The organism is Ferdinandcohnia sp. Marseille-Q9671 (assembly GCF_976954385.1).
Genome location: NZ_CDRJTA010000001.1, coordinates 993,742 through 1,012,884 on the forward strand (window position 1 = coordinate 993,742; position 19,143 = coordinate 1,012,884).

Genomic DNA, 19,143 nt, shown 5'->3' on the forward strand with positions numbered 1-19,143 from the left:
TCCCTCCTTAAGCCCGATTAAACTGTTTGATGAAACGATTATCATTTGTATACAAATGACGAATATCATCAATACCATATTTAAGCATTGCAATACGCTCTGGTCCCATACCGAACGCAAATCCTGTATATTTCTTTGAATCAAAACCAGACATTTCAAGTACGTTAGGGTGAACCATTCCCGCACCTAAAATTTCTATCCAGCCCGTCTTTTTGCACACATTACAGCCATGGCCTCCACACTTAAAGCAAGAGATATCCATCTCTACTGAAGGCTCAGTGAATGGGAAAAAACTTGGACGCAAACGAATTTCACGGTCTTCACCAAACATTTTCTTAGCAAAGGTATCCAGTGTCCCCTTAAGATCACTCATACGAATGTTTTCATCTACAACCAACCCTTCAATTTGCGTGAATTGGTGTGAGTGTGTCGCATCATCATTGTCACGACGATATACTTTTCCTGGACAAATAATTTTCACAGGTCCCTTTCCCTTATGCTTTTCCATTGTTCTTGCTTGAACAGGGGACGTTTGTGTACGTAGGAGAATTTCCTCGGTAATATAAAATGAATCCTGCATATCCCTTGCTGGGTGGTCTTTCGGTAAATTTAATGCTTCGAAATTGTAATAATCCTTCTCTACTTCAGGACCCTCCGCAATCGAATATCCCATTCCTAAGAATAAGTCCTCAATCTCTTCAATAACAGCAGTTAGTGGATGTGGTCCACCTACCTTTACCGGTCTCCCTGGTAATGTTACATCAATTGTTTCGGAAGCTAGTTTTCTTTCTACTTCAGCTTTCTCTAGTACATCTTGTTTCGCAGTCAATTTTTCAGTAATTTGCTCTCTAACCTCGTTAACAAGAGCCCCCATTTTCGGACGTTCTTCTGCAGAAAGCTTACCCATACCTCTCAGTACTTCGGTAATTGGTCCTTTTTTCCCTAAATATGCAACACGAATGTCGTTTAACTCTTTAAGATTCGTAGCTGTTTCCACTTTTGCGAGAGCTTCGTCTTTAAGCCCAAGTAATTTCTCTTGCATTACATTTCCTCCTTTTTATTTGAAATGCGTAAGCGCCTTGTTCAGCCCCGACAAGCGCTTAGAACCCTAATGTGGAGGCTCAAAAATAAGCAAAGCTTATTTTCTGCGAGGTTACCCTCATGAAGCTTTCCTTAGTGTTGCCGCCGTAGGAAGGGTGAAGCGACCTCGGAGGGGCTAGGCGCTGAAGCTAGACAGGATGATAAATAAAAAAAACCTCAATCCCAAAAAAGGGACGAGGTTTATCTTCGCGGTACCACCCTTGTTAACAATTACAAATGTGTAATCATTCACTCAGTTTCGATAACGGCAAATGCCGGTACACCTTTACGTTTTTTTATGTATTCTAAAACGGTCCAAGTGCCAACTCAAGAGGTGAATTCACTTTCTTCTTCTATAAAAATGCTTGCAGTCACGGCATTTTCTCCCTGAAATAGTGTGTGGAAAGCTACTAGTCTCTATCACTGTTTTTCCTTTATTAGGCTGTTCAAAAAGGTATGGAACACACTTTGAACATGCTCATTATGTAAGCCATATAGATTATATTATACGTATCTTACTTGTGCAAATCAAACTCATTTTTAATTATTTTCTAAAAGGTACGCAATACCTTATTTAAACATACGAACTAAAAATCCATTTTCCTGAATATCTGGGGCAAAAAAGCCAATGCCAGAACTAGCTAACCCAGTAAAAACGATTGTCCATAACAATAAACTTGCAACCATCCAACCTGTTACTAATTTCCTACTTGAACCAAAACCCATGCTCATAAAAGCAGATATGTGAGATCCAACCAGTAAAGGACCTAAAATCGTCAACCCTGGTAAGCCATATTTGTCAAAAATAGACCGTGCACGTTTTTCTTTCTTTGACTCTTCTACAGGCGTTATCCCTTCACTTCCTTGAGTCTCCATTCCTTCCGCTTCCCTTACTTGGACATTCTTTTGTTTTCTAGCTTTCATCCAGCCTTTGACTTTATCGACAAACAGTATTAAGAGTAATACGGTTACTAAGTTTCCTAAGAATCCTAGGATGGCTACCGGTATAGGAGACAAACCACCAACAATTGCGATAGGGATGACCGCAATTAATTCAAATAATGGGATTGCAGCAAATAAAAAGACTAATAGATACGATACTAACACTTCCAACACCTCAGTTTACTAGATTCATATACTTATATACGCTCCTACCATCCATAAGTTTCATTTTTTTATAACTCTGATCTATTTTTAATAAAAAATGGCAAATACAGAATAAAAAATAAAACCAGTGCGACAAGCTCTAGCGATAAAATATACCAAGGATATGGACCCATCAGATCGATTAAACTCGGATTCGTTGGTTTCCTTGCTAGAAACATATAGTTTCCACCAGTTGCTTTATTGATGAAAAAGACAAATAAGGCAAGGACATTTAATGCAGCAAATGCCTTCCAAACGGACTTGGCAGTAGGTCTGCAATTTTCATACCAAAGCATATAAAAGCTTGCTAGAATGATTGCGATATGAGCAAGAAAGAAGTGAAAATAGCGATAGTGTGGAAAGTCATAGGCAAGTTCAGGGGTAAGCATTGCCTGAATCGCACCCCCGATACCTAAAAAATACGTAATCTCAAATAATAAGAACTTACGTGTAATAAGCATGATAATACTCAAGAATAATGAAAGGGAGCAAAGCTGAAATGGGAGCGAATCAACCGGATTCCATACACCATTATAAGCGTACCAAACATAAAGAGACAGCTCACTACCTATGAGAGAAGTGACCAATAGATAGCGAATGATTAATTTTCTTTTTGCAAGTTTTGTCCGAAAGAGAAATAATAAGACAGCGAAAAAAAGAAGTATAACTACCATTATAATATGGGAAAAGGATAACCATTGAAATGGATCTCCCATTAGTGACCTTCCAAAATACCCGCCTATGATCAACACCCCCTCTTTGCCAGTATAAAACTTCTCTTTTGAGAATACAGAATAGTGGATTGTACGAAAATTTTTAGTTTGCGAGGACATAAATCATTCATGCTTGTAAACAGAAAATAGAGGCGATACTCATTCACGCTTTCGATGTTTTCATCGCCCCACCAAATCTTTTTATTTATCGCAAATGATAAAGTAATATTCCCGCTGCAACTGCTACATTTAAAGATTCACTTTTACCGTAAATTGGGATGTACAGATTTTGGTCTGTCTTTGCTAATAATTCGGGATGTACTCCATTCCCTTCATTTCCGACAAGCAATGCAAAGGCATCTTGAGCAGATACTTTTTTATAATCAATTGCATCCTTAAGAGATGTACCGTAAATGGGAATTCCATTTTGTTTGAGTTGGTCTATTGTTCTATGTAAATCTTCTTTTAATATAGGTATATGAAAAATTGAACCTTGTGTAGAACGAATGACCTTTGAATTATACACATCAACACTGCCATCACCAATAATAACTGCATCAATTCCTGCCGCATCTGCAGTACGAATCATTGTCCCTAAATTTCCAGGATCCTGTACAGCATCCACTAATAATAATGTAGTGAAATGCCCTTCTCCGCTTTGAGAATATTGTTCACAAATTGCAGCAACACCCTGTGATGAATCTGTATCACTAATCTCCGTCATAATCTTTTCCGTTACAATTGTGATCGATAAGTTATCTACATTCCAACTTGAAGGGATGTCTGTTGTTTCACTTATAATTAACTCTTGAATAATGGCATTGCTTTTTAATGCCTCTTCAACTAAATGAAAACCTTCAATAATAAAAGTACCCGTTTTATCTCGTTCTTTTTTTGTATGTAATTTTTTCCATTGCTTGATCTGTGGATTCTTACTAGACTCTATACGTTTCAACTTATGAAAACTCCTTTTTACTAATTCTTTTTCCATTATATCCTAAGAAAGATACATAATAAAACGAGATATCGCAAAACATACTAAAGAAAAAGATACATAGGAAAGGTGTGCATATCAATGAATTTGAATTTACGAAATGCAGTTATACACAACGTAACAGGGAATTCTCAGGCTGAATTACAAGATACGATCGTCGACGCGATTCAAAGCGGCGAAGAAAAAATGTTACCAGGTTTAGGGGTTCTTTTTGAAGTACTATGGCAAAATGCAAGCCAAGAGGACAAAGAAGAAATGCTTTCCACCTTAGAACAAAGTTTAAAAAAGTAGTAAGTAAGCCGATGGTTCAAGAACCATCGGCTTTTTTTAGTCAAATTTAATTTTATCTACAGTCTCACGATCAAGACGTTTAATTACTTCTGCAATCAGCTTTACTGCATTTTCATAATCATCTCTATGAAGAATTCCTGCATGTGAATGGATGTAACGTGTAGCAATGGTAATAGCTAATGCTGGTACACCTTGTAATGTAACATGAATCGCTCCTGCGTCTGTTCCCCCACCTGCAATTGCATCAAATTGATACGGGATGTTTAAGTCGTCTGCTACACCAACGATAAAGTCACGAAGGCCTTTATGTGACACCATTGAAGCATCATATAAAATAATCTGTGGACCTTCGCCCATTTTGCTTAGTGCTTCTTTTTCAGAAATACCTGGTGTATCACCAGCAATCCCTACATCAACTGCAATTGCGATATCAGGCTTAATCATTGTTGCTGAAGTTTTTGCACCACGAAGTCCAACTTCTTCTTGTACGGAACCTACTCCATACACGATGTTTGGATGTTGTGCATCTTTAAGATACTTAAGTACATCAATTGCAATTGCACAGCCTATACGATTATCCCAAGCTTTTGCGAGTAACATTTTATCGTTATTCATGACCGTAAATTCAAAGTATGGAACGACTTGATCACCAGGTTTAACACCAAATTCAAGAGCTTCTGCTCTACTAGATGCACCAATATCAATAAACATATCTTTGATTTCAACCGGTTTTTTTCGTGCCTCTGGAGATAGAATATGGGGTGGCTTTGACCCGATTACTCCAGTAATATCACCTTTACTTGTAACAACGGTTACACGTTGTGCTAACATAACCTGAGACCACCAGCCGCCAACTGTCTGGAAGCGTAGAAAGCCTTTATCATCAATTTGTGTAACCATAAATCCTACTTCATCTAAATGTCCAGAAACCATGATTTTAGGGCCATCAGCGTTTCCAACCTTTTTAGCAATCAAACTACCTAATCCATCAGTTGAAACTTCGTCAGAGTATGGGGTTATGTATTGTTTCATTACCTCTCGAGGCTCACGTTCGTTACCTGGTATCCCTTTAGCATCTGTAAGATCCTTCAGCATGGTTAGCGTTTCATCGAGCTTTGTCATTTTCCATTCACCTAGCTTTCCTTTATTTCACATTTTATTATACAGAATATAATAACAAATGAACAATCAGTAGTTATGTGATTCTAAAAACAAACCTTACATTCTTATTTTGTACCAGATGATCCAAACCCACCTTCGCCTCTTGCTGAAGTACCTACCTCTTCAACCTGTAACAAATTAACTTTTGCAACTTGAGCAATCACCATTTGGGCAATCCTCATCTGCTTCTCAACAACAAATTCTTCTTTTCCATGGTTAATGAGGATGACACCAATCTCTCCTCGATACCCTTCATCAATTGTACCAGGGCTATTTAGTACTGTTACTGAGTGTTTTAGGGCAAGTCCACTTCTAGGCCTAACCTGTGCTTCTGTTCCAGGTGGCAGCTCAATTTTTATACCTGTTTTAATTATGGCCGCCTCACCTGGTTTCATTCTTTTTTCTTCAGCGGAAAATAAGTCAAGTCCTGCATCCCCAGGATTGGCTTGCAAAGGAAGCCTCGCATCCTCATGAAGCAGCATTATTTTTACATTATATGTCATGTAATTTCTCCTTTTTTAAAAAACTATAAAAAAAGTATAACAAAAATATAAAAAGTTGAAACCTTTTGCTGGTCTCATTCGTAAAGAAAGGCAGATTAAGAATGGAGGGAGTCCTCTTATGTTTGTCCTACTTATTCGCTTTATATTGTTACTGCTAATCATCTTCTTGTTATACCGGATTTTCAAGTATGTTCTTAATCCTAAGAGGAAGCTTGAACTTGCTCAAGAAAAAAATGAGTTTTATTGGTTGGATGATCAAGCAAATGTTCATAAAAATTTTTTATTGACCTATAAAGGAGTTTTATTTGAAGGGGAAAAATATTTAGGAACAACAAAGAAATCTTTTGAGGTCGTTTCCATTTTTGTCTGGGCTAAGCATGATAATTTAAAAGGGTTAACCTTTACAGATTTTCAATATATTGAACGAAGAATTAAGGAAATTTACCCAGACGCCAAGGTTGATTGGAAAAGTCCAATTAAGGAATTACTAAAGGAAAACAGTCGTGAGCGATAACCCACGACTGTTTTTTTATAGATAAGATCTTCCTGTTTTTGGCTTGAAAAATTCATGCCACTTGATAATAACCTGTTTTTCACGTAATAAATAAAACAAAAGAGTGAGTGCGAGGAGAATGGCTAGAATTACAGTTGTAGAGAATGCACGGATAAATTGACCAAATACGGTATATAAAAGAGCTACTGGAACATTCGTATACAATGAACTTTTGGCATATTCTCTAAAATTTCTTGTTACATCCATAATACATAATGACAAGAGATGAAAATTAATAAATGGAATAAGTCGTAAGATACCAATTTGCCCCACTGTAAAGTTAACCTTATTTCCTAACCACTTAAGTTTTAGTCTATCTATCTTTTTAGATAGACTAGGCACCTGCCTATATAAAATATAAAAAATAATACTAAGTAACGTTAAGCCTATTATAGAATAAAGGGTACCAAACACTGAGCCAAATAAAATACCACCTACAATACATATAACTGGTACAGGAATAAAAAAGAATGGACGAATAAGGTGTATCCCAATAAAAATGAAGGGTGCTAGCAATCCAGTGGATTCAATAAATACAAACAATAATGTCATTGTGTCATCCAAACGCAAACCACCTCTTTCAAGAAAAGGATACGATCAAAAGCGCAAGCGCCTCGAACAGCCCCGACAAGCATAAGACGATTTAGAATAGAAGGCGCTCTTTGCCTTCAATTCTAAATTGGCTTATGACCTCGAGGGGCTAGGCGCTGGAACTAGATGTCGAAATAAATATCTACAGTTCAAAAATATAATAATTTCCTTAACATCAAGAAAAGCGCAAGGCACCTGCTTATCGGTGACATGACATGCTTAAGCCGATCGTTAACACAAGGCGCCTTATACTTTCAGAAGCGTTGACGAGACCATAAAATCTTGTCGCCTGGATCTAGTCAGCTTACCTTATAATTAGGTTTGCTATTTTAACATATACAATCGTACAAGTAGTTATGACAAGTTTAGATAAATATACATATAGATTGCTATTGTAAGAACGGAAAGGATAGGCAATAAAATCGTGAACTGCTTATGCTTTGTTTTATGCCGGAACTGCTTCATTCCAAATGTTGCACCAAGTGCACCACCAGCAACTGCGACAATCCAGATTTGTCTTTCAGAGATCCGCCATTTGTTGTTTCTTGCTCGACTTTTGTCAGTGTACATAAGCAGGTATCCATATATATTAAGGATTACATAGATTATGAGAATAGTGTTCATTATACTCCTCCAAGTTTACAATTTTTGGCTCATTTATGAGAGACAAGTTTTCACGACTTTTAGCAATAGCCAAGGTACTAAATCTTTAAAGTAACCTTTGAGCAGCAAACTTGCTTGTTGTTTCTTTCACATTTCACATAATGAGCATAAATAAAAAGGTTACCCTCATTTTACATGGGAGTAACCTTTTTACATAGCACTAAATTATTTTAGGTTGTTTTTAGCTACAGTTGCTAATTCAGCAAATGCTTTTTCATCGCTAACAGCTAGGTCAGCAAGCATTTTGCGGTTTACTTCGATACCAGCAACTTTTAATCCGTGCATTAAACGGCTATAAGAAAGTCCGTTCATACGAGCTGCTGCGTTAATACGAGTAATCCAAAGCTTACGGAAGTCGCGCTTCTTTTGACGACGGTCGCGGTAAGCATACATTAATGATTTCATTACTTGTTGATTTGCAACTTTATATAAAGTGTGTTTTGAACCGAAATAACCTTTAGCTAATTTTAATACCTTTTTACGACGTTTGCGTGTAACAGTTCCGCCTTTTACTCTTGGCATTTTGTTTCCCTCCTAAGATCAATAACCGATTATTTAATGTTGTCTAACATATGACGAATACGTTTGAAATCGCCTTTGCTAACTAATGTAGCTTTACGAAGCTTACGCTTTTGCTTTTGAGATTTATTTCCGAATAAGTGGCTTGTATATGCATGAGAACGTTTAAGTTTACCAGATCCTGTTTTCTTGAAACGCTTTGCAGTACCACGGTGTGTTTTCATTTTTGGCATAGGGAGTTCCTCCTCAATTCATTACTTTTCGATTTTAGGTGCTAGTACTAAGAACATACTTCTTCCATCCATTTTCGGATGAGATTCAATAGTAGCTACTTCCGCACAAGCTTTAGAAAAACGATCTAACACACGTTGACCGATTTCTTTATGTGTAATCGCACGACCTTTAAAGCGAATAGACGCTTTTACTTTGTCGCCCTTTTCTAGGAATTTAATAGCGTTACGAAGCTTTGTATTAAAATCATGCTCATCAATTGTCGGACTAAGTCTAACTTCCTTAATATTGATAACCTTTTGGTTTTTACGAGCTTCTTTTTCTTTCTTTTGTTGCTCAAAACGGAATTTACCATAGTCCATAATACGACATACTGGTGGTTTCGCGTTAGGTGCAACCAATACTAGATCAAGATTTGCTCTTGCAGCGATTTCTAATGCTTCAATTTTGGACTTAATTCCAAGCTGATCACCGTTTTGACCAATCAAACGAACTTCGCGGGCACGAATGCCTTCGTTAACCATCATGTCTTTGCTAATAATTAGCCACCTCCAAGGTTTTTTAAAGAATGCCTCGTTTGAAATCTTTTGCGCATTTTACAGATTTGAGACAAATAAAAAAGTGTGAATGTATACACACCCACACTATTACAATTCATTTATACAAAAGTGATTAATGAACGTAAAACCTACCAACTGCAATTTGCGTCAATCAGGTGAGAAGCGGGTGCTTCTACTTTACTCAAACAAGTATTCAATTTACCTTCAAAAGTATAACATTTAGAATAACATCTGTCAAACAGCATAGCTAGAATAAGACAACGAAGATTATTCTAGCATGCATATTTGTCTATTACAAGCCTTTTTTATTTTTTTACTTCCTGAAGAATAGATGATAGGAAAGATTCAAATGAAATTGTCTCAGATTTTTGCTCACCGTACTTCCTAACATTCACGGCATTCTCCTGGATTTCATTATCTCCGACCACTAGCATATAAGGGATTTTTTGCATTTGAGACTCACGAATCTTATATCCAATCTTTTCATCACGATCATCTAATTCTACGCGCAATCCTTCTGCTTGAAGTTTTTCCTTCACACTTTTTGCATAGTCTAAATGAGCATCAGGAGATACTGGAATTACTTGGACTTGGACAGGTGCTAACCAAGTTGGGAACGCCCCTTTATATTCTTCGATAAGGTAAGCTACAAATCGTTCCATTGTTGAAACGACACCACGGTGAATAACAACTGGTCGATGTTGCTTCCCATCTTCGCCGATATATGTTAAATCAAAACGCTCAGGTAGCAAAAAGTCTAACTGTACAGTTGATAGTGTTTCGTCTTTTCCTAATGCTGTACGTACTTGAACATCTAGCTTAGGACCATAGAATGCAGCTTCTCCTTCTGCCTCAAAATAATCAAGACCTAGGTCATCCATTGCACCCTTTAACATTGCTTGTGCTTTTTCCCACATTGCATCGTCGTCGAAATATTTTTCTGTATCAGCAGGATCACGATAGGATAATCGGAAGCTATAATCATCTATGTTGAAGTCTTTATACACTTCAAGAATAAGATTTACAACACGCTTAAATTCTTCTTGAATTTGGTCTGGTCGTACAAAGATATGAGCATCATTTAGTGTCATCCCTCTAACACGTTGTAGCCCTGACAATGCTCCACTCATTTCATAGCGATGCATCGTTCCTAATTCTGCGATACGAATTGGAAGCTTACGATAACTATGGATTCCATTTTTATAAATCATCATATGATGTGGACAGTTCATTGGACGTAACACAAGTTCTTCATTATCCATTTCCATAACTGGGAACATATCTTCTTGATAATGATCCCAATGCCCTGAAGTTTTGTATAGATCAACATTTGCTAGAACTGGTGTATAAACATGGTCATATCCAAGTCTTACTTCTTTATCGACAATATAGCGCTCCACAACACGACGAATTGTTGCACCCTTTGGAAGCCATAAAGGTAATCCTTGCCCTACCTTTTGAGAGTTTGTAAAAAGGCTTAACTCTTTACCTAGTTTACGATGGTCACGTTCTTTTGCCTCTTCCAATAAACGGAGATGCTCATCAAGGTCTGCTTTCTTAAAGAATGCAGTACCATATATACGTTGAAGCATCTTATTATCGCTATCTCCACGCCAATATGCACCAGCAATGCTTAGTAGCTTAAACTCTTTAATTTTTCCTGTTGAAGGAACATGAACTCCACGGCATAAATCAAAAAATTCGCCTTGTTCATAAATTGTTACTGTTTCTCCCTCAGGAATAGCTTGAATTAATTCAAGTTTTAGTTCGTCCCCAATTTCTTCGTATCTTCGAATTGCATCTTCACGAGAAACCTCAACACGATGGATATCAAGATTTTCGTTAATGATCTTCTTCATTTCTTTTTCAATCAATGGTAAGTCTTCAGGTGTTAAAGACTCTTCCATATCTATATCGTAATAGAAACCATTTTCAATAACAGGACCTACACCAAGCTTAACGTTTTTGTATAAACGTTTAATTGCTTGAGCCATTAAATGGGCTGTACTATGACGCATAATTTCTAATGCTTCATCAGAATCCTGTGTAATGATAGCTATCTCACCATCTTCAAGAATTTCAGTTCGTAAGTCAATTTGCTGATTATTAAATTTGCCAGCAATTGATTTTTTCTTTAAACCTGGACTAATTGATCCAGCGATATCTTCTGTTGTTGTGCCTTTCGGAAACTCCTTCACTGCTCCGTCTGGAAATGCAATTTTTACTACATCTGACATCAGTATTCAACTCCTTTTTTTTATGAAAATAAAAAATACCCGTCCCTATAAAAAGGGACGAGTATATGTATCGTGGTTCCACCCTTGTTCCCATGCAGACAAACTGCTTCTCCTTTGTCTGATTAAGACAATAGAAAACGAAGTCTATACATGGCTCAAGAAATAAGTAACGGTTATCCCGTCAGTAATTACAACTTTGTAAACAAAGGTTCACTACTGAAGTTTGGAGGTGGTAAATGTATCATTCGTGTTAGGAAGCTTCCAGCCTAGTCTTCCCTCTCTGACAACCGTAATCATACAATCGTGTCCTCGTCATAACTTTTAAAAGTATAGTAATAATAAACTATAGTATTTGTAATATGTAGGTATTATAGTCTTATTTAAAAGTTAAATCAAGGGCACTTCGTACATTTTATATTTTTTTTGCTTTAATTCGTGTATTTTCAAATGATTTCTTTGTAAAGATCGTAACATGCTCCAAAAAGATATTATGAATGGTTTGGACCATCCCATTATCAATTTGATCTGTATAAATTGAGATCGATTTAGGAGCAATCGAAACTAAAGGTGCCAAAACTGCAGAATCAATATACATTGGCTGATGTAAAATCAGCTTTCGATCGATAAATTTAAATAGCTCATCTCGTTTAATTTCGGTAAAGTCTTGGTTATAAAAATAAAATTGCTCATCATGTAAAATATGTAATTCGTCTAATTTCGGTTCGCGTTTTTCTCGAAATTCTCTCAATCCTTGGATAAATGTTTGATACTCCTGTTCAAGCTTATATTCATCTATTGCTGACTCGATAATTTGTAGTAACGCATCATTATAAGCTCGCAGTCGGAACTTTAAAAAAGATTCAAATGAAAAGGAAATTGGTACCTGTAAAAAATCATTAAGTGCTTCTGCAATTAATTGTTCTCTTGGAGCTACACCCTGAACTGCTGGAATATCTGGGTTATTCCCATCTAATAGTCCCTTTGTAATTTCTAAAATTTGCTTTTTCTCCTCATAATCCGTAAAGTAGAATATTTCCTCAATGTACTCAAGAATCCATTGATCTTCTTTGTTTTTAATAATTACTTCTGTCATTACCGGAATGACTACTACTTGTACGATGTATTGAGTTTTTTCAGGTAATACGACAGTAACGTTATTATCGTTTTCCTTGACAACCTCTATGTAATCTATTGAAAGAGCCTCTGCTTTCGCAAGTAAGCCCTCATACATTTTTTGTGCATCTGTCATTTCTTGAAAATGCATTTCAATCAAGCTAGTCCCCCCATTTCACCAATACCATTACCCTGTTACATGTATATGGCAAATAGGACAACTTTAGAATAGAAAAAATGGCTATCACTTTTATGTGATAGCCACTACCTTATTTAGTAAAGACAACCACAATAAGTGGCCGACTGTTATCCCGTAGTATGCGCATAAAATCTTGGCGCACATACACGAGGCTTATTTCATTAATAACGTCTGTTATTTCCTTTTAATTCAACTGGCTTAGCCAAATACTTAATTCGTTCCATTATTCTTGCTGCTTTCATTTTTTCCTCTTCACCACGTTGTGTATAGGAAAGATGATGTTCAAGCCCTTTGAAATCAAAATTAGATGTGAAGAAAGTTGGTAGGTTCTCAAGCATTCTGTATTGCAAGATACTACCCAGTATTTCATCACGAGCCCAGCTAGACATCGATTCAGCCCCGATATCATCTAGCATTAGAACAGGAACCTGTTTTACAGCATCAATTTTGGAATTAATTGATTGATCCTGTAATGAGCCTTTTATTTCCCTCATAAATTCCGGAACAAAAACAAGCATGGAAGAGACTTTTTTACGTGCTAAACCATTAGCAATCGCACCTAAAAAGTAGGTTTTTCCAATACCAAAGGATCCGTGTAGATATAACCCTTGCATTCGTTTGCCAGGTTCATAATTATTAAGAAAGTCCTGTATTAATAAAATGGCGTCTGAACGTCCTTCATCAAAATCTAACGTTTCAAGTGATGCTTCAAGAATATCCTTTGGTATATACATACTTTTAATCAAGGATTTATATTTGATTTGTTCATCATGCATTACTTTTCGTGGACATCTGTCATACTTTAAATCAATTGAATTTCCGGTTATTTCTAAGTGAGGGTGATAACCTTGTAGCATGTTTTTACAGTTTTCCAAGCCTTCACATTTACTGCATTCCTTACTTTGGTCGATAAACTCGTACAGTTTACCGAGGCTCCTGTTAATCATGTCATTCGTTATCTGATCTTGATGAGTATCAATAAAACCCCTTACTTCTGGATGATTAAGAACCTCGTGCTTCATTTGTTCAAATCGTTGCTGAAACCCTATATTATTACCATAGTTTTTAAAAGAATCCTGCACCGGCTTCACATCTTCACCCCCATTTTACATAATGTTACTTTTTCTGTTGTTTTAGTCTTTCCTCAAATAAGCGCTTCTTTTCTTCGAATGAGGAATCTTTCACCGCTTCTTGTTTAATAGTACCTTTTTGCTCTACTTGCTCTTCTTGTTTTAACCAGTCGGGTAGTAATTCCTGCCTAATTGGTTTTCTTTTATTTTTACTTGCTTTTTTATCTGCCGTCCAATTATGCTTTTTAGCTGTCTCCATTGCATCCTTCACTGTCTTGATTTCTAAACGTGCCCAGTTACTTGCAATCGTTTCGACATATGACTTTGTTAGCCTCATATCTGATTTTAACATGACATAATATATCAGTACATTGACAACCCCTGGAAGAAGGTTTTGCCTAAACATGACGTCCTCAATAATCTTTAATTCTGAAACCGAAGGCTGTGCCCCTCCAGATATATCAACTAAAAATTCCTTTGGTGAAATTCTTTCAAGTTTTTGAATTAACTCTTCCTCTTTCGTTGAAGGAGTCTTATTTGCCATTGTTTGTATCTGTATTGGTTGAACTCTTTCCGTTAAGCTAGGTAATTCATTACCCGTTTCGAATTGATACCAGTCTCTTGAAGACTTTCTCAATTTTTCAATGTCTATGTTTTCATTGGGGTCAAGTGAGCTCATAACAATACCTTGCATTTCAATCGGGTCAATTCCATATAAAAAAGATAGCTTCTTAATCGCTTGTTTTACCCTAGGAGTAACTGATTTTTTCGGAATCATAACCTCAGAAATTCCAGCAAAAAATAAGTCAAAGTTAAAACTTTCATTTTCAATCAACAGATTTTTGTTTGAACTCCTATGCATATATTCCTGATGTTCTTCAAGTTCAAGATTGCTAATCATTTCCTCACCCATTGTGGAAACCATTTTTGTCGTTTTAACGGATGCAAATACCTCGTTAAAGGATTTTGTAATAGGCTTGTACGTATCTAAATCAGCTTCTTTATCTGAGAAGAACTGTTTAAGCTTTAAGAATTTACTTTTTCCAAGTCGATTATACAAATAAACATTGAGTACACCATCTGTAAAAAAAGCTCGAGGTGAGAGGGGGGCTTGTAATTCATAGATAAAGCTCCTAGATTCCTCGTCTGACCTTACATAGGTTTTTAAAAGACCAATTCCTTCAAGCTTCAAGCGTTCCTGATAGATCTCCTGAAGATTTGTTTGAAGTAATGCCATTAGACTATGATGGGTAGATTCTTCACCCCAAAGTCGATTTTGCTCCAACTCACTCCACAAGGTCATATATAAACTGAAGGCTTTCATTCCAATCAATGGCTGGTAAAGCAATGATATAATTTTACGATCATAGTCATGCAATAGGTCGGCTGCATGTACTATATAACGATCGACTGGTACTAATTCTTTCCAATGTTCCATTTTTAATCAATGCCTTCCATTTCTATAATATAAAACTTTCTATATTTAAAATCAGAAAGTATACCTTAGCGTCATTTTATATCGATTTTTAGAACAAAGCTAAAAAAGAGCCTAAAAAAGATTCTTAAGCCCTTTAGCGTTCCCTTTTAATTAATTCCTTTAATTCATCAATAAACACATTGATATCCTTAAATTGGCGATACACTGATGCAAAGCGAACATACGCCACTTCATCAATTTTTGCTAAGTGATTCATCACATATTCGCCAATAATATCACTTTTCACCTCTGAAACCCCAAGGTTACGTAATTCCTTTTCAACATCATGGGTGATATCTTCTAATTGCTTTAAAGCAACTGGACGTTTTTCACAAGCCTTAATGAGACCCCGAAGCATCTTTTCCCTGCTGAATTCTTCTCGTATACCTTCCTTTTTGACAACAATTAATGGGATTTCTTCTACTTTTTCAAACGTTGTAAATCGATATTGACATTCCTCACATTCGCGTCTTCTACGAATGGACCGTCCGTCATCAACAGGTCGTGAATCTAGAACTCTTGTTCCGTTATGTTGACAAGTAGGGCATTTCATAAATAACAACTCCCTTCTAGGAGAATCAGCTAAAATCAAATACACCTAGGCGTATTTGCGCCCAGATTTTATCGAACTTGTTCGATAAACTTCCTTTGAAAGTCTGTGACATCAACAGGAGGCTAACTTTATTTAGCTATGGTTAAGACCGTATATAAAAATTAGAACCTTATTGAATTTATCTGATCGAAGTGAGAGCATCAGCTAAATAAAGTTTATGTATTTATCTTATAAGAAAGATTTTTATAGGACAAGGGTAAATTACTCCTTTCCTATACTCTTAATTATCTTTTTGATTCACCTTTTCCTATGAGTGGAAGTTCCTTGTCTAAGCGTTGATATAAATTTGTGATAACCTTTTTACTGTAGCCAAAATCAACGGGAATTAATATAGTTTCTGTTGTTACTGCAAAGTCAATTGCAGTTTCAAATGGTCGTACTGAGACGATAGTAGCAACAATAAAGGCTTTTCTTCCTTTTTTGATTGAAATACTTATTTCTCCGCGCTCTTCTGAAACAGAGTTAATGTGGTAGCCATCTAGATTGTTAATGACTCTTGTCACTGCTTCAATTGCCTTCTTGTTTGTTGTTTTATAATAGTGACTTCTTAATAACTCGTCCGAGTGCTTGTCTCTTGTTTCACTGTGATTCGAAAAAAACGTTTGCAATCCCATTTTTATTCCACTCCTTATTTATATATCTATATTACATTATCTATAAGTCAAAATGTAAAAAAAGAGGTGTATCATATACACCTCTTACTATTTTAGTTGATTCGTATTCATTTTTAAAGTACTTTAACTTGTGCAGGCTTAACTTGTACAGGGCCCATTCCACGAGGTAGTTCAATATTCTCTCGAGTCTGTGCTCCTAATGCCTCAGCAATATAGTCTGCAGCAATGTTTGGATCTAAATCACCACATGTATACACATCAATGCTTGCGTATCCATGTTCAGGAAAACTATGAATGGTTAAATGCGATTCAGAAATGATAACAACACCACTTACTCCTTGTGGAGCAAATTTGTGAAATGCTACCTCACGAATTTCTGCACCTGACTTTAGAGCAGCTTGAACAAAAGTTTCTTCAATACCATGTACATTGTTTAATTTTTCAAAATCGCAACCCCATAGTTCAGAGATTACATGACGTCCCATAGTTTCCATAATTAAATTGTTCCCCCTTCAAGGTAATTTCGGGTGAGTTCTTCGCGTAAAGCATGAGCATAACTACCACGGGGGAAAGTTAGTCCAGAGAGGTCCTAACCCTTTAAGTAGCTACAAAAGCAAAAGCTTTTAAGAAGTTCACGAAAACTAGTATACTTTGTTTATATGTATTTAGCAATATCTTTTGTGAATTTTAAATTAAATGACTAAAGACCTTCCCTTGATTGGGAAGGTCTTAAAATTAACTTACCTTTGCTTCTGTTTTTTCAATGATTTTTGAACCGACGTATTTAGCTAAATCTACAACTCTACAAGAATATCCCCATTCATTATCATACCAGGCTAAAACCTTTATTTTACGGTCTCCGATCACCATTGTCGATAGACCGTCAATGATTGAGGAATGCGGGTTAGTATTAAAGTCAATAGATACAAGTGGCTCTGTCGTAAAATCTAAAATTCCCTTCAGCGACCCCATGGAGGCTGTAATAAAGGCTTCATTTATTTCTTCAATTGTAACATCGCGTTCTACATCTACTACTAAATCGACTAATGATACATTAGGAGTTGGAACACGAAGTGCCATTCCATGCAATTTTCCCTTTAATTCTGGTAAAACAAGTGATAATGCCTTTGCTGCTCCAGTTGAAGTAGGAATAATGGATTGCGCACAGGCGCGTGCTCTTCTTAAATCCTTATGAGGATTATCTATATTTTTTTGATCATTTGTATAAGCATGAACAGTTGTCATTAATCCATTCACAATTCCGAATTGCTCATTTAATACTTTCGCAACAGGAGCTAAACAATTCGTCGTACAAGAAGCATTTGAAATGATAGTATGGTTTTCATGATCATATTTATCTTCATTAACACCCATAACTAATGTAATATCTTCATTTTTACCAGGAGCGGTTAGTATTACTTTTTTTGCCCCAGCTTGTATGTGTAAATCAGCCTTTTCCTTTGAGTTAAATTTCCCGGTTGCTTCAATGACGATATCTATATCTAGCCTTTTCCAAGGTAGCTCTAAAGGATCGCGAGAGTTTAAGAGCTGAATGCGCTTACCATTTACTAATAACGAGTTCTCCTGTGGTATTACCTCAGCATCAAATTTCCCATGATTTGTGTCATACTTAATTAAGTGTGCTAATGTTTCTGCAGGGTAGCTAGCATTAATTGCAATTACGTCTAATTCTTCATCGATAATCGCTTTTCTGAATACCATTCTTCCAATACGGCCAAATCCATTAATTGCGATTCTTGGCTTCATCAAAAACCCCTCCAAGATATATGTTATACTCATTAATGTAATTTTCTACAATTAGTATAACACATTAAAGAAGATATGTAATACCCTAATTCTGTTTTTTTGTAAAAATGGTTATTTATATATCTTTTGAACAATATAGAGTAGGTCTAGTTGGGTATAAAATTCCTTTATAAAAAATAATAAAGAGGCATCCCCTTTTCGAGATACCTCATTTCTACTTAACGATAACCTGTTTTTACAAACTTCGTTGCATTTACATCGCTAACCTTCGCTGCATGCGGACGTTTCCGAGGTGTAGCTTGAAATCCTAGTCGCTGTCTCTCCTGCGGGATTTCAAGTTTCACGTTTTTCTTAGAAATCGCGGCCCTATACACCAATCAGCTTATTTTAAAAGCAACAATCTTTTAAAATTTTATATAGAAATTCCCCATTGCTCACATATAATATGAAGTTGATCCTTTGTAGCATCTACTGTTCCATTGTTGTCGATCACAGCATCCGCAAGTTTGACTTTTTCCTTCAACGGCATTTGTGAATGAATTCGTGCTTCTGCATCCTCTTTACTGAGACTATTTCGATTCATGAGGCGCAATAATTGTGTCTCGTAATCTACATAAACAAGAAGAGTACGATCGACAAGTGTGGTTAACTTACTCTCAAATAACAATGGTATATCAAGTACTATTGTCTCTTCTCCATTAGCAATGTGTTCTTCTTTTTCTTTTAACATTTGCTTTCGAATAGCAGGATGCACAATTGAGTTTAATAAATTTCGTTTCTCTTCATCAAAGAAAACAATGGATCCTAGTTTTTGGCGGTCGATTTCTTTGTTCATTAGTAGAATATCTTCTCCAAAGACTCCAATAATTTGTTCATAAGCTTCTTCTCCAATTTCTACAACCTTACGGGCAATAAGATCTGCATCAATTACTACTATACCCGCCTCTTTAAGCATCTGTGATACTGTACTTTTCCCACTAGCTATTCCACCTGTTAATCCTATTGTTAAAGCCACTTCTTTGTCTCCTCAAAATTATAATTTCTACAT

22 protein-coding genes and 2 other annotated features are annotated in these 19,143 nt (G+C 36.2%); of the genes, 2 read left to right on the forward strand and 20 right to left on the reverse strand.

Going from position 1 to position 19,143, the window contains the following annotated elements:
* Positions 1-7: 7 nt before the first annotated feature.
* The 4 genes from pheS to ACWNMY_RS05130 form a co-directional block, all read right to left on the reverse strand.
* Positions 8-1,042 carry a phenylalanine--tRNA ligase subunit alpha gene (gene pheS, locus ACWNMY_RS05115; protein ID WP_449537196.1) on the reverse strand — a complete coding sequence of 345 codons (1,035 nt, stop codon included), beginning with the start codon at positions 1,040-1,042 and terminating at the stop codon, positions 8-10.
* Positions 1,043-1,267: 225 nt separating this feature from the next.
* Positions 1,268-1,513: a binding site (T-box leader), on the reverse strand.
* Between the two features lie 137 nt (positions 1,514-1,650).
* Positions 1,651-2,187, reverse strand: coding sequence for a small multi-drug export protein (locus ACWNMY_RS05120; RefSeq protein ID WP_449537197.1), 537 nt, complete (start codon positions 2,185-2,187; stop codon positions 1,651-1,653).
* A gap of 68 nt (positions 2,188-2,255) precedes the next feature.
* Complete coding sequence (locus ACWNMY_RS05125; protein WP_449537198.1) at positions 2,256-2,942, reverse strand: YwaF family protein; 687 nt, start codon at positions 2,940-2,942, stop codon at positions 2,256-2,258.
* 202 nt (positions 2,943-3,144) lie between these two features.
* The gene (locus tag ACWNMY_RS05130; protein WP_449537199.1) at positions 3,145-3,894 is read right to left on the reverse strand and encodes a TrmH family RNA methyltransferase; all 750 of its coding nucleotides are present in this window, start codon (positions 3,892-3,894) and stop codon (positions 3,145-3,147) included.
* 120 nt (positions 3,895-4,014) lie between these two features.
* Between ACWNMY_RS05130 and sspI the strand changes: the two genes are divergently transcribed.
* A complete protein-coding gene (gene sspI, locus ACWNMY_RS05135) occupies positions 4,015-4,224 on the forward strand; it encodes a small acid-soluble spore protein SspI (protein WP_449537200.1) in 210 nt (69 codons plus the stop codon).
* A 36-nt stretch (positions 4,225-4,260) separates the two neighbouring features.
* Here the strand turns inward: sspI and ACWNMY_RS05140 are convergent, their stop codons facing one another.
* Both ACWNMY_RS05140 and dut read right to left on the reverse strand, forming a co-directional pair.
* Positions 4,261-5,346 carry a M42 family metallopeptidase gene (locus tag ACWNMY_RS05140; protein ID WP_449537201.1) on the reverse strand — a complete coding sequence of 362 codons (1,086 nt, stop codon included), beginning with the start codon at positions 5,344-5,346 and terminating at the stop codon, positions 4,261-4,263.
* Between the two features lie 104 nt (positions 5,347-5,450).
* Positions 5,451-5,888 carry a dUTP diphosphatase gene (gene dut, locus ACWNMY_RS05145; protein ID WP_449537202.1) on the reverse strand — a complete coding sequence of 146 codons (438 nt, stop codon included), beginning with the start codon at positions 5,886-5,888 and terminating at the stop codon, positions 5,451-5,453.
* A 118-nt stretch (positions 5,889-6,006) separates the two neighbouring features.
* On the opposite strand from dut, the gene ACWNMY_RS05150 reads away from it, so the two are divergent.
* On the forward strand, positions 6,007-6,402 hold the full coding sequence (locus tag ACWNMY_RS05150) for a sigma-w pathway protein ysdB (protein ID WP_449537203.1): 396 nt from the start codon (positions 6,007-6,009) through the stop codon (positions 6,400-6,402).
* Positions 6,403-6,417: 15 nt separating this feature from the next.
* On the opposite strand, the gene ACWNMY_RS05155 is transcribed toward ACWNMY_RS05150, so the two are convergent.
* From ACWNMY_RS05155 to coaE, 14 genes are all read right to left on the reverse strand, one after another.
* The gene (locus ACWNMY_RS05155; protein WP_449537204.1) at positions 6,418-7,005 is read right to left on the reverse strand and encodes a TVP38/TMEM64 family protein; all 588 of its coding nucleotides are present in this window, start codon (positions 7,003-7,005) and stop codon (positions 6,418-6,420) included.
* A gap of 381 nt (positions 7,006-7,386) precedes the next feature.
* Positions 7,387-7,656, reverse strand: coding sequence for a DUF1294 domain-containing protein (locus tag ACWNMY_RS05160; protein WP_449537205.1), 270 nt, complete (start codon positions 7,654-7,656; stop codon positions 7,387-7,389).
* A gap of 204 nt (positions 7,657-7,860) precedes the next feature.
* Entirely contained in the window at positions 7,861-8,217 is a 357-nt protein-coding gene (gene rplT, locus ACWNMY_RS05165) for a 50S ribosomal protein L20 (protein WP_010678372.1), read from the reverse strand.
* A gap of 29 nt (positions 8,218-8,246) precedes the next feature.
* Positions 8,247-8,447 carry a 50S ribosomal protein L35 gene (gene rpmI / locus ACWNMY_RS05170; RefSeq protein WP_057999468.1) on the reverse strand — a complete coding sequence of 67 codons (201 nt, stop codon included), beginning with the start codon at positions 8,445-8,447 and terminating at the stop codon, positions 8,247-8,249.
* A 21-nt stretch (positions 8,448-8,468) separates the two neighbouring features.
* Entirely contained in the window at positions 8,469-8,987 is a 519-nt protein-coding gene (gene infC, locus ACWNMY_RS05175; protein WP_449538392.1) for a translation initiation factor IF-3, read from the reverse strand.
* A gap of 67 nt (positions 8,988-9,054) precedes the next feature.
* Positions 9,055-9,189 (reverse strand) — a sequence feature (ribosomal protein L20 leader region).
* 121 nt (positions 9,190-9,310) lie between these two features.
* Positions 9,311-11,242 carry a threonine--tRNA ligase gene (gene thrS, locus ACWNMY_RS05180; protein ID WP_449537206.1) on the reverse strand — a complete coding sequence of 644 codons (1,932 nt, stop codon included), beginning with the start codon at positions 11,240-11,242 and terminating at the stop codon, positions 9,311-9,313.
* 412 nt (positions 11,243-11,654) lie between these two features.
* Positions 11,655-12,506 carry a putative sporulation protein YtxC gene (gene ytxC / locus ACWNMY_RS05185; RefSeq protein WP_449538393.1) on the reverse strand — a complete coding sequence of 284 codons (852 nt, stop codon included), beginning with the start codon at positions 12,504-12,506 and terminating at the stop codon, positions 11,655-11,657.
* A gap of 209 nt (positions 12,507-12,715) precedes the next feature.
* On the reverse strand, positions 12,716-13,645 hold the full coding sequence (gene dnaI, locus ACWNMY_RS05190; protein ID WP_449537207.1) for a primosomal protein DnaI: 930 nt from the start codon (positions 13,643-13,645) through the stop codon (positions 12,716-12,718).
* Positions 13,646-13,670: 25 nt separating this feature from the next.
* A complete protein-coding gene (locus ACWNMY_RS05195; RefSeq protein WP_449537208.1) occupies positions 13,671-15,062 on the reverse strand; it encodes a replication initiation and membrane attachment family protein in 1,392 nt (463 codons plus the stop codon).
* 133 nt (positions 15,063-15,195) lie between these two features.
* Positions 15,196-15,654, reverse strand: coding sequence for a transcriptional regulator NrdR (nrdR, locus tag ACWNMY_RS05200; RefSeq protein ID WP_449537209.1), 459 nt, complete (start codon positions 15,652-15,654; stop codon positions 15,196-15,198).
* A gap of 284 nt (positions 15,655-15,938) precedes the next feature.
* Positions 15,939-16,328: a cytosolic protein gene (locus ACWNMY_RS05205; protein WP_449537210.1), complete on the reverse strand. Its 390-nt coding sequence runs from the start codon at positions 16,326-16,328 to the stop codon at positions 15,939-15,941.
* Positions 16,329-16,441: 113 nt separating this feature from the next.
* Positions 16,442-16,822 (reverse strand): adenosylmethionine decarboxylase, encoded by a 381-nt coding sequence (gene speD, locus ACWNMY_RS05210; RefSeq protein ID WP_449537211.1) that lies wholly within the window; start codon positions 16,820-16,822, stop codon positions 16,442-16,444.
* A gap of 241 nt (positions 16,823-17,063) precedes the next feature.
* Complete coding sequence (locus ACWNMY_RS05215) at positions 17,064-18,095, reverse strand: glyceraldehyde-3-phosphate dehydrogenase (protein ID WP_449537212.1); 1,032 nt, start codon at positions 18,093-18,095, stop codon at positions 17,064-17,066.
* A 412-nt stretch (positions 18,096-18,507) separates the two neighbouring features.
* Positions 18,508-19,110, reverse strand: a complete 603-nt coding sequence (gene coaE / locus ACWNMY_RS05220; protein WP_449537213.1) for a dephospho-CoA kinase — start codon at positions 19,108-19,110, stop codon at positions 18,508-18,510.
* Between the last annotated feature and the right edge of the window lie 33 nt (positions 19,111-19,143).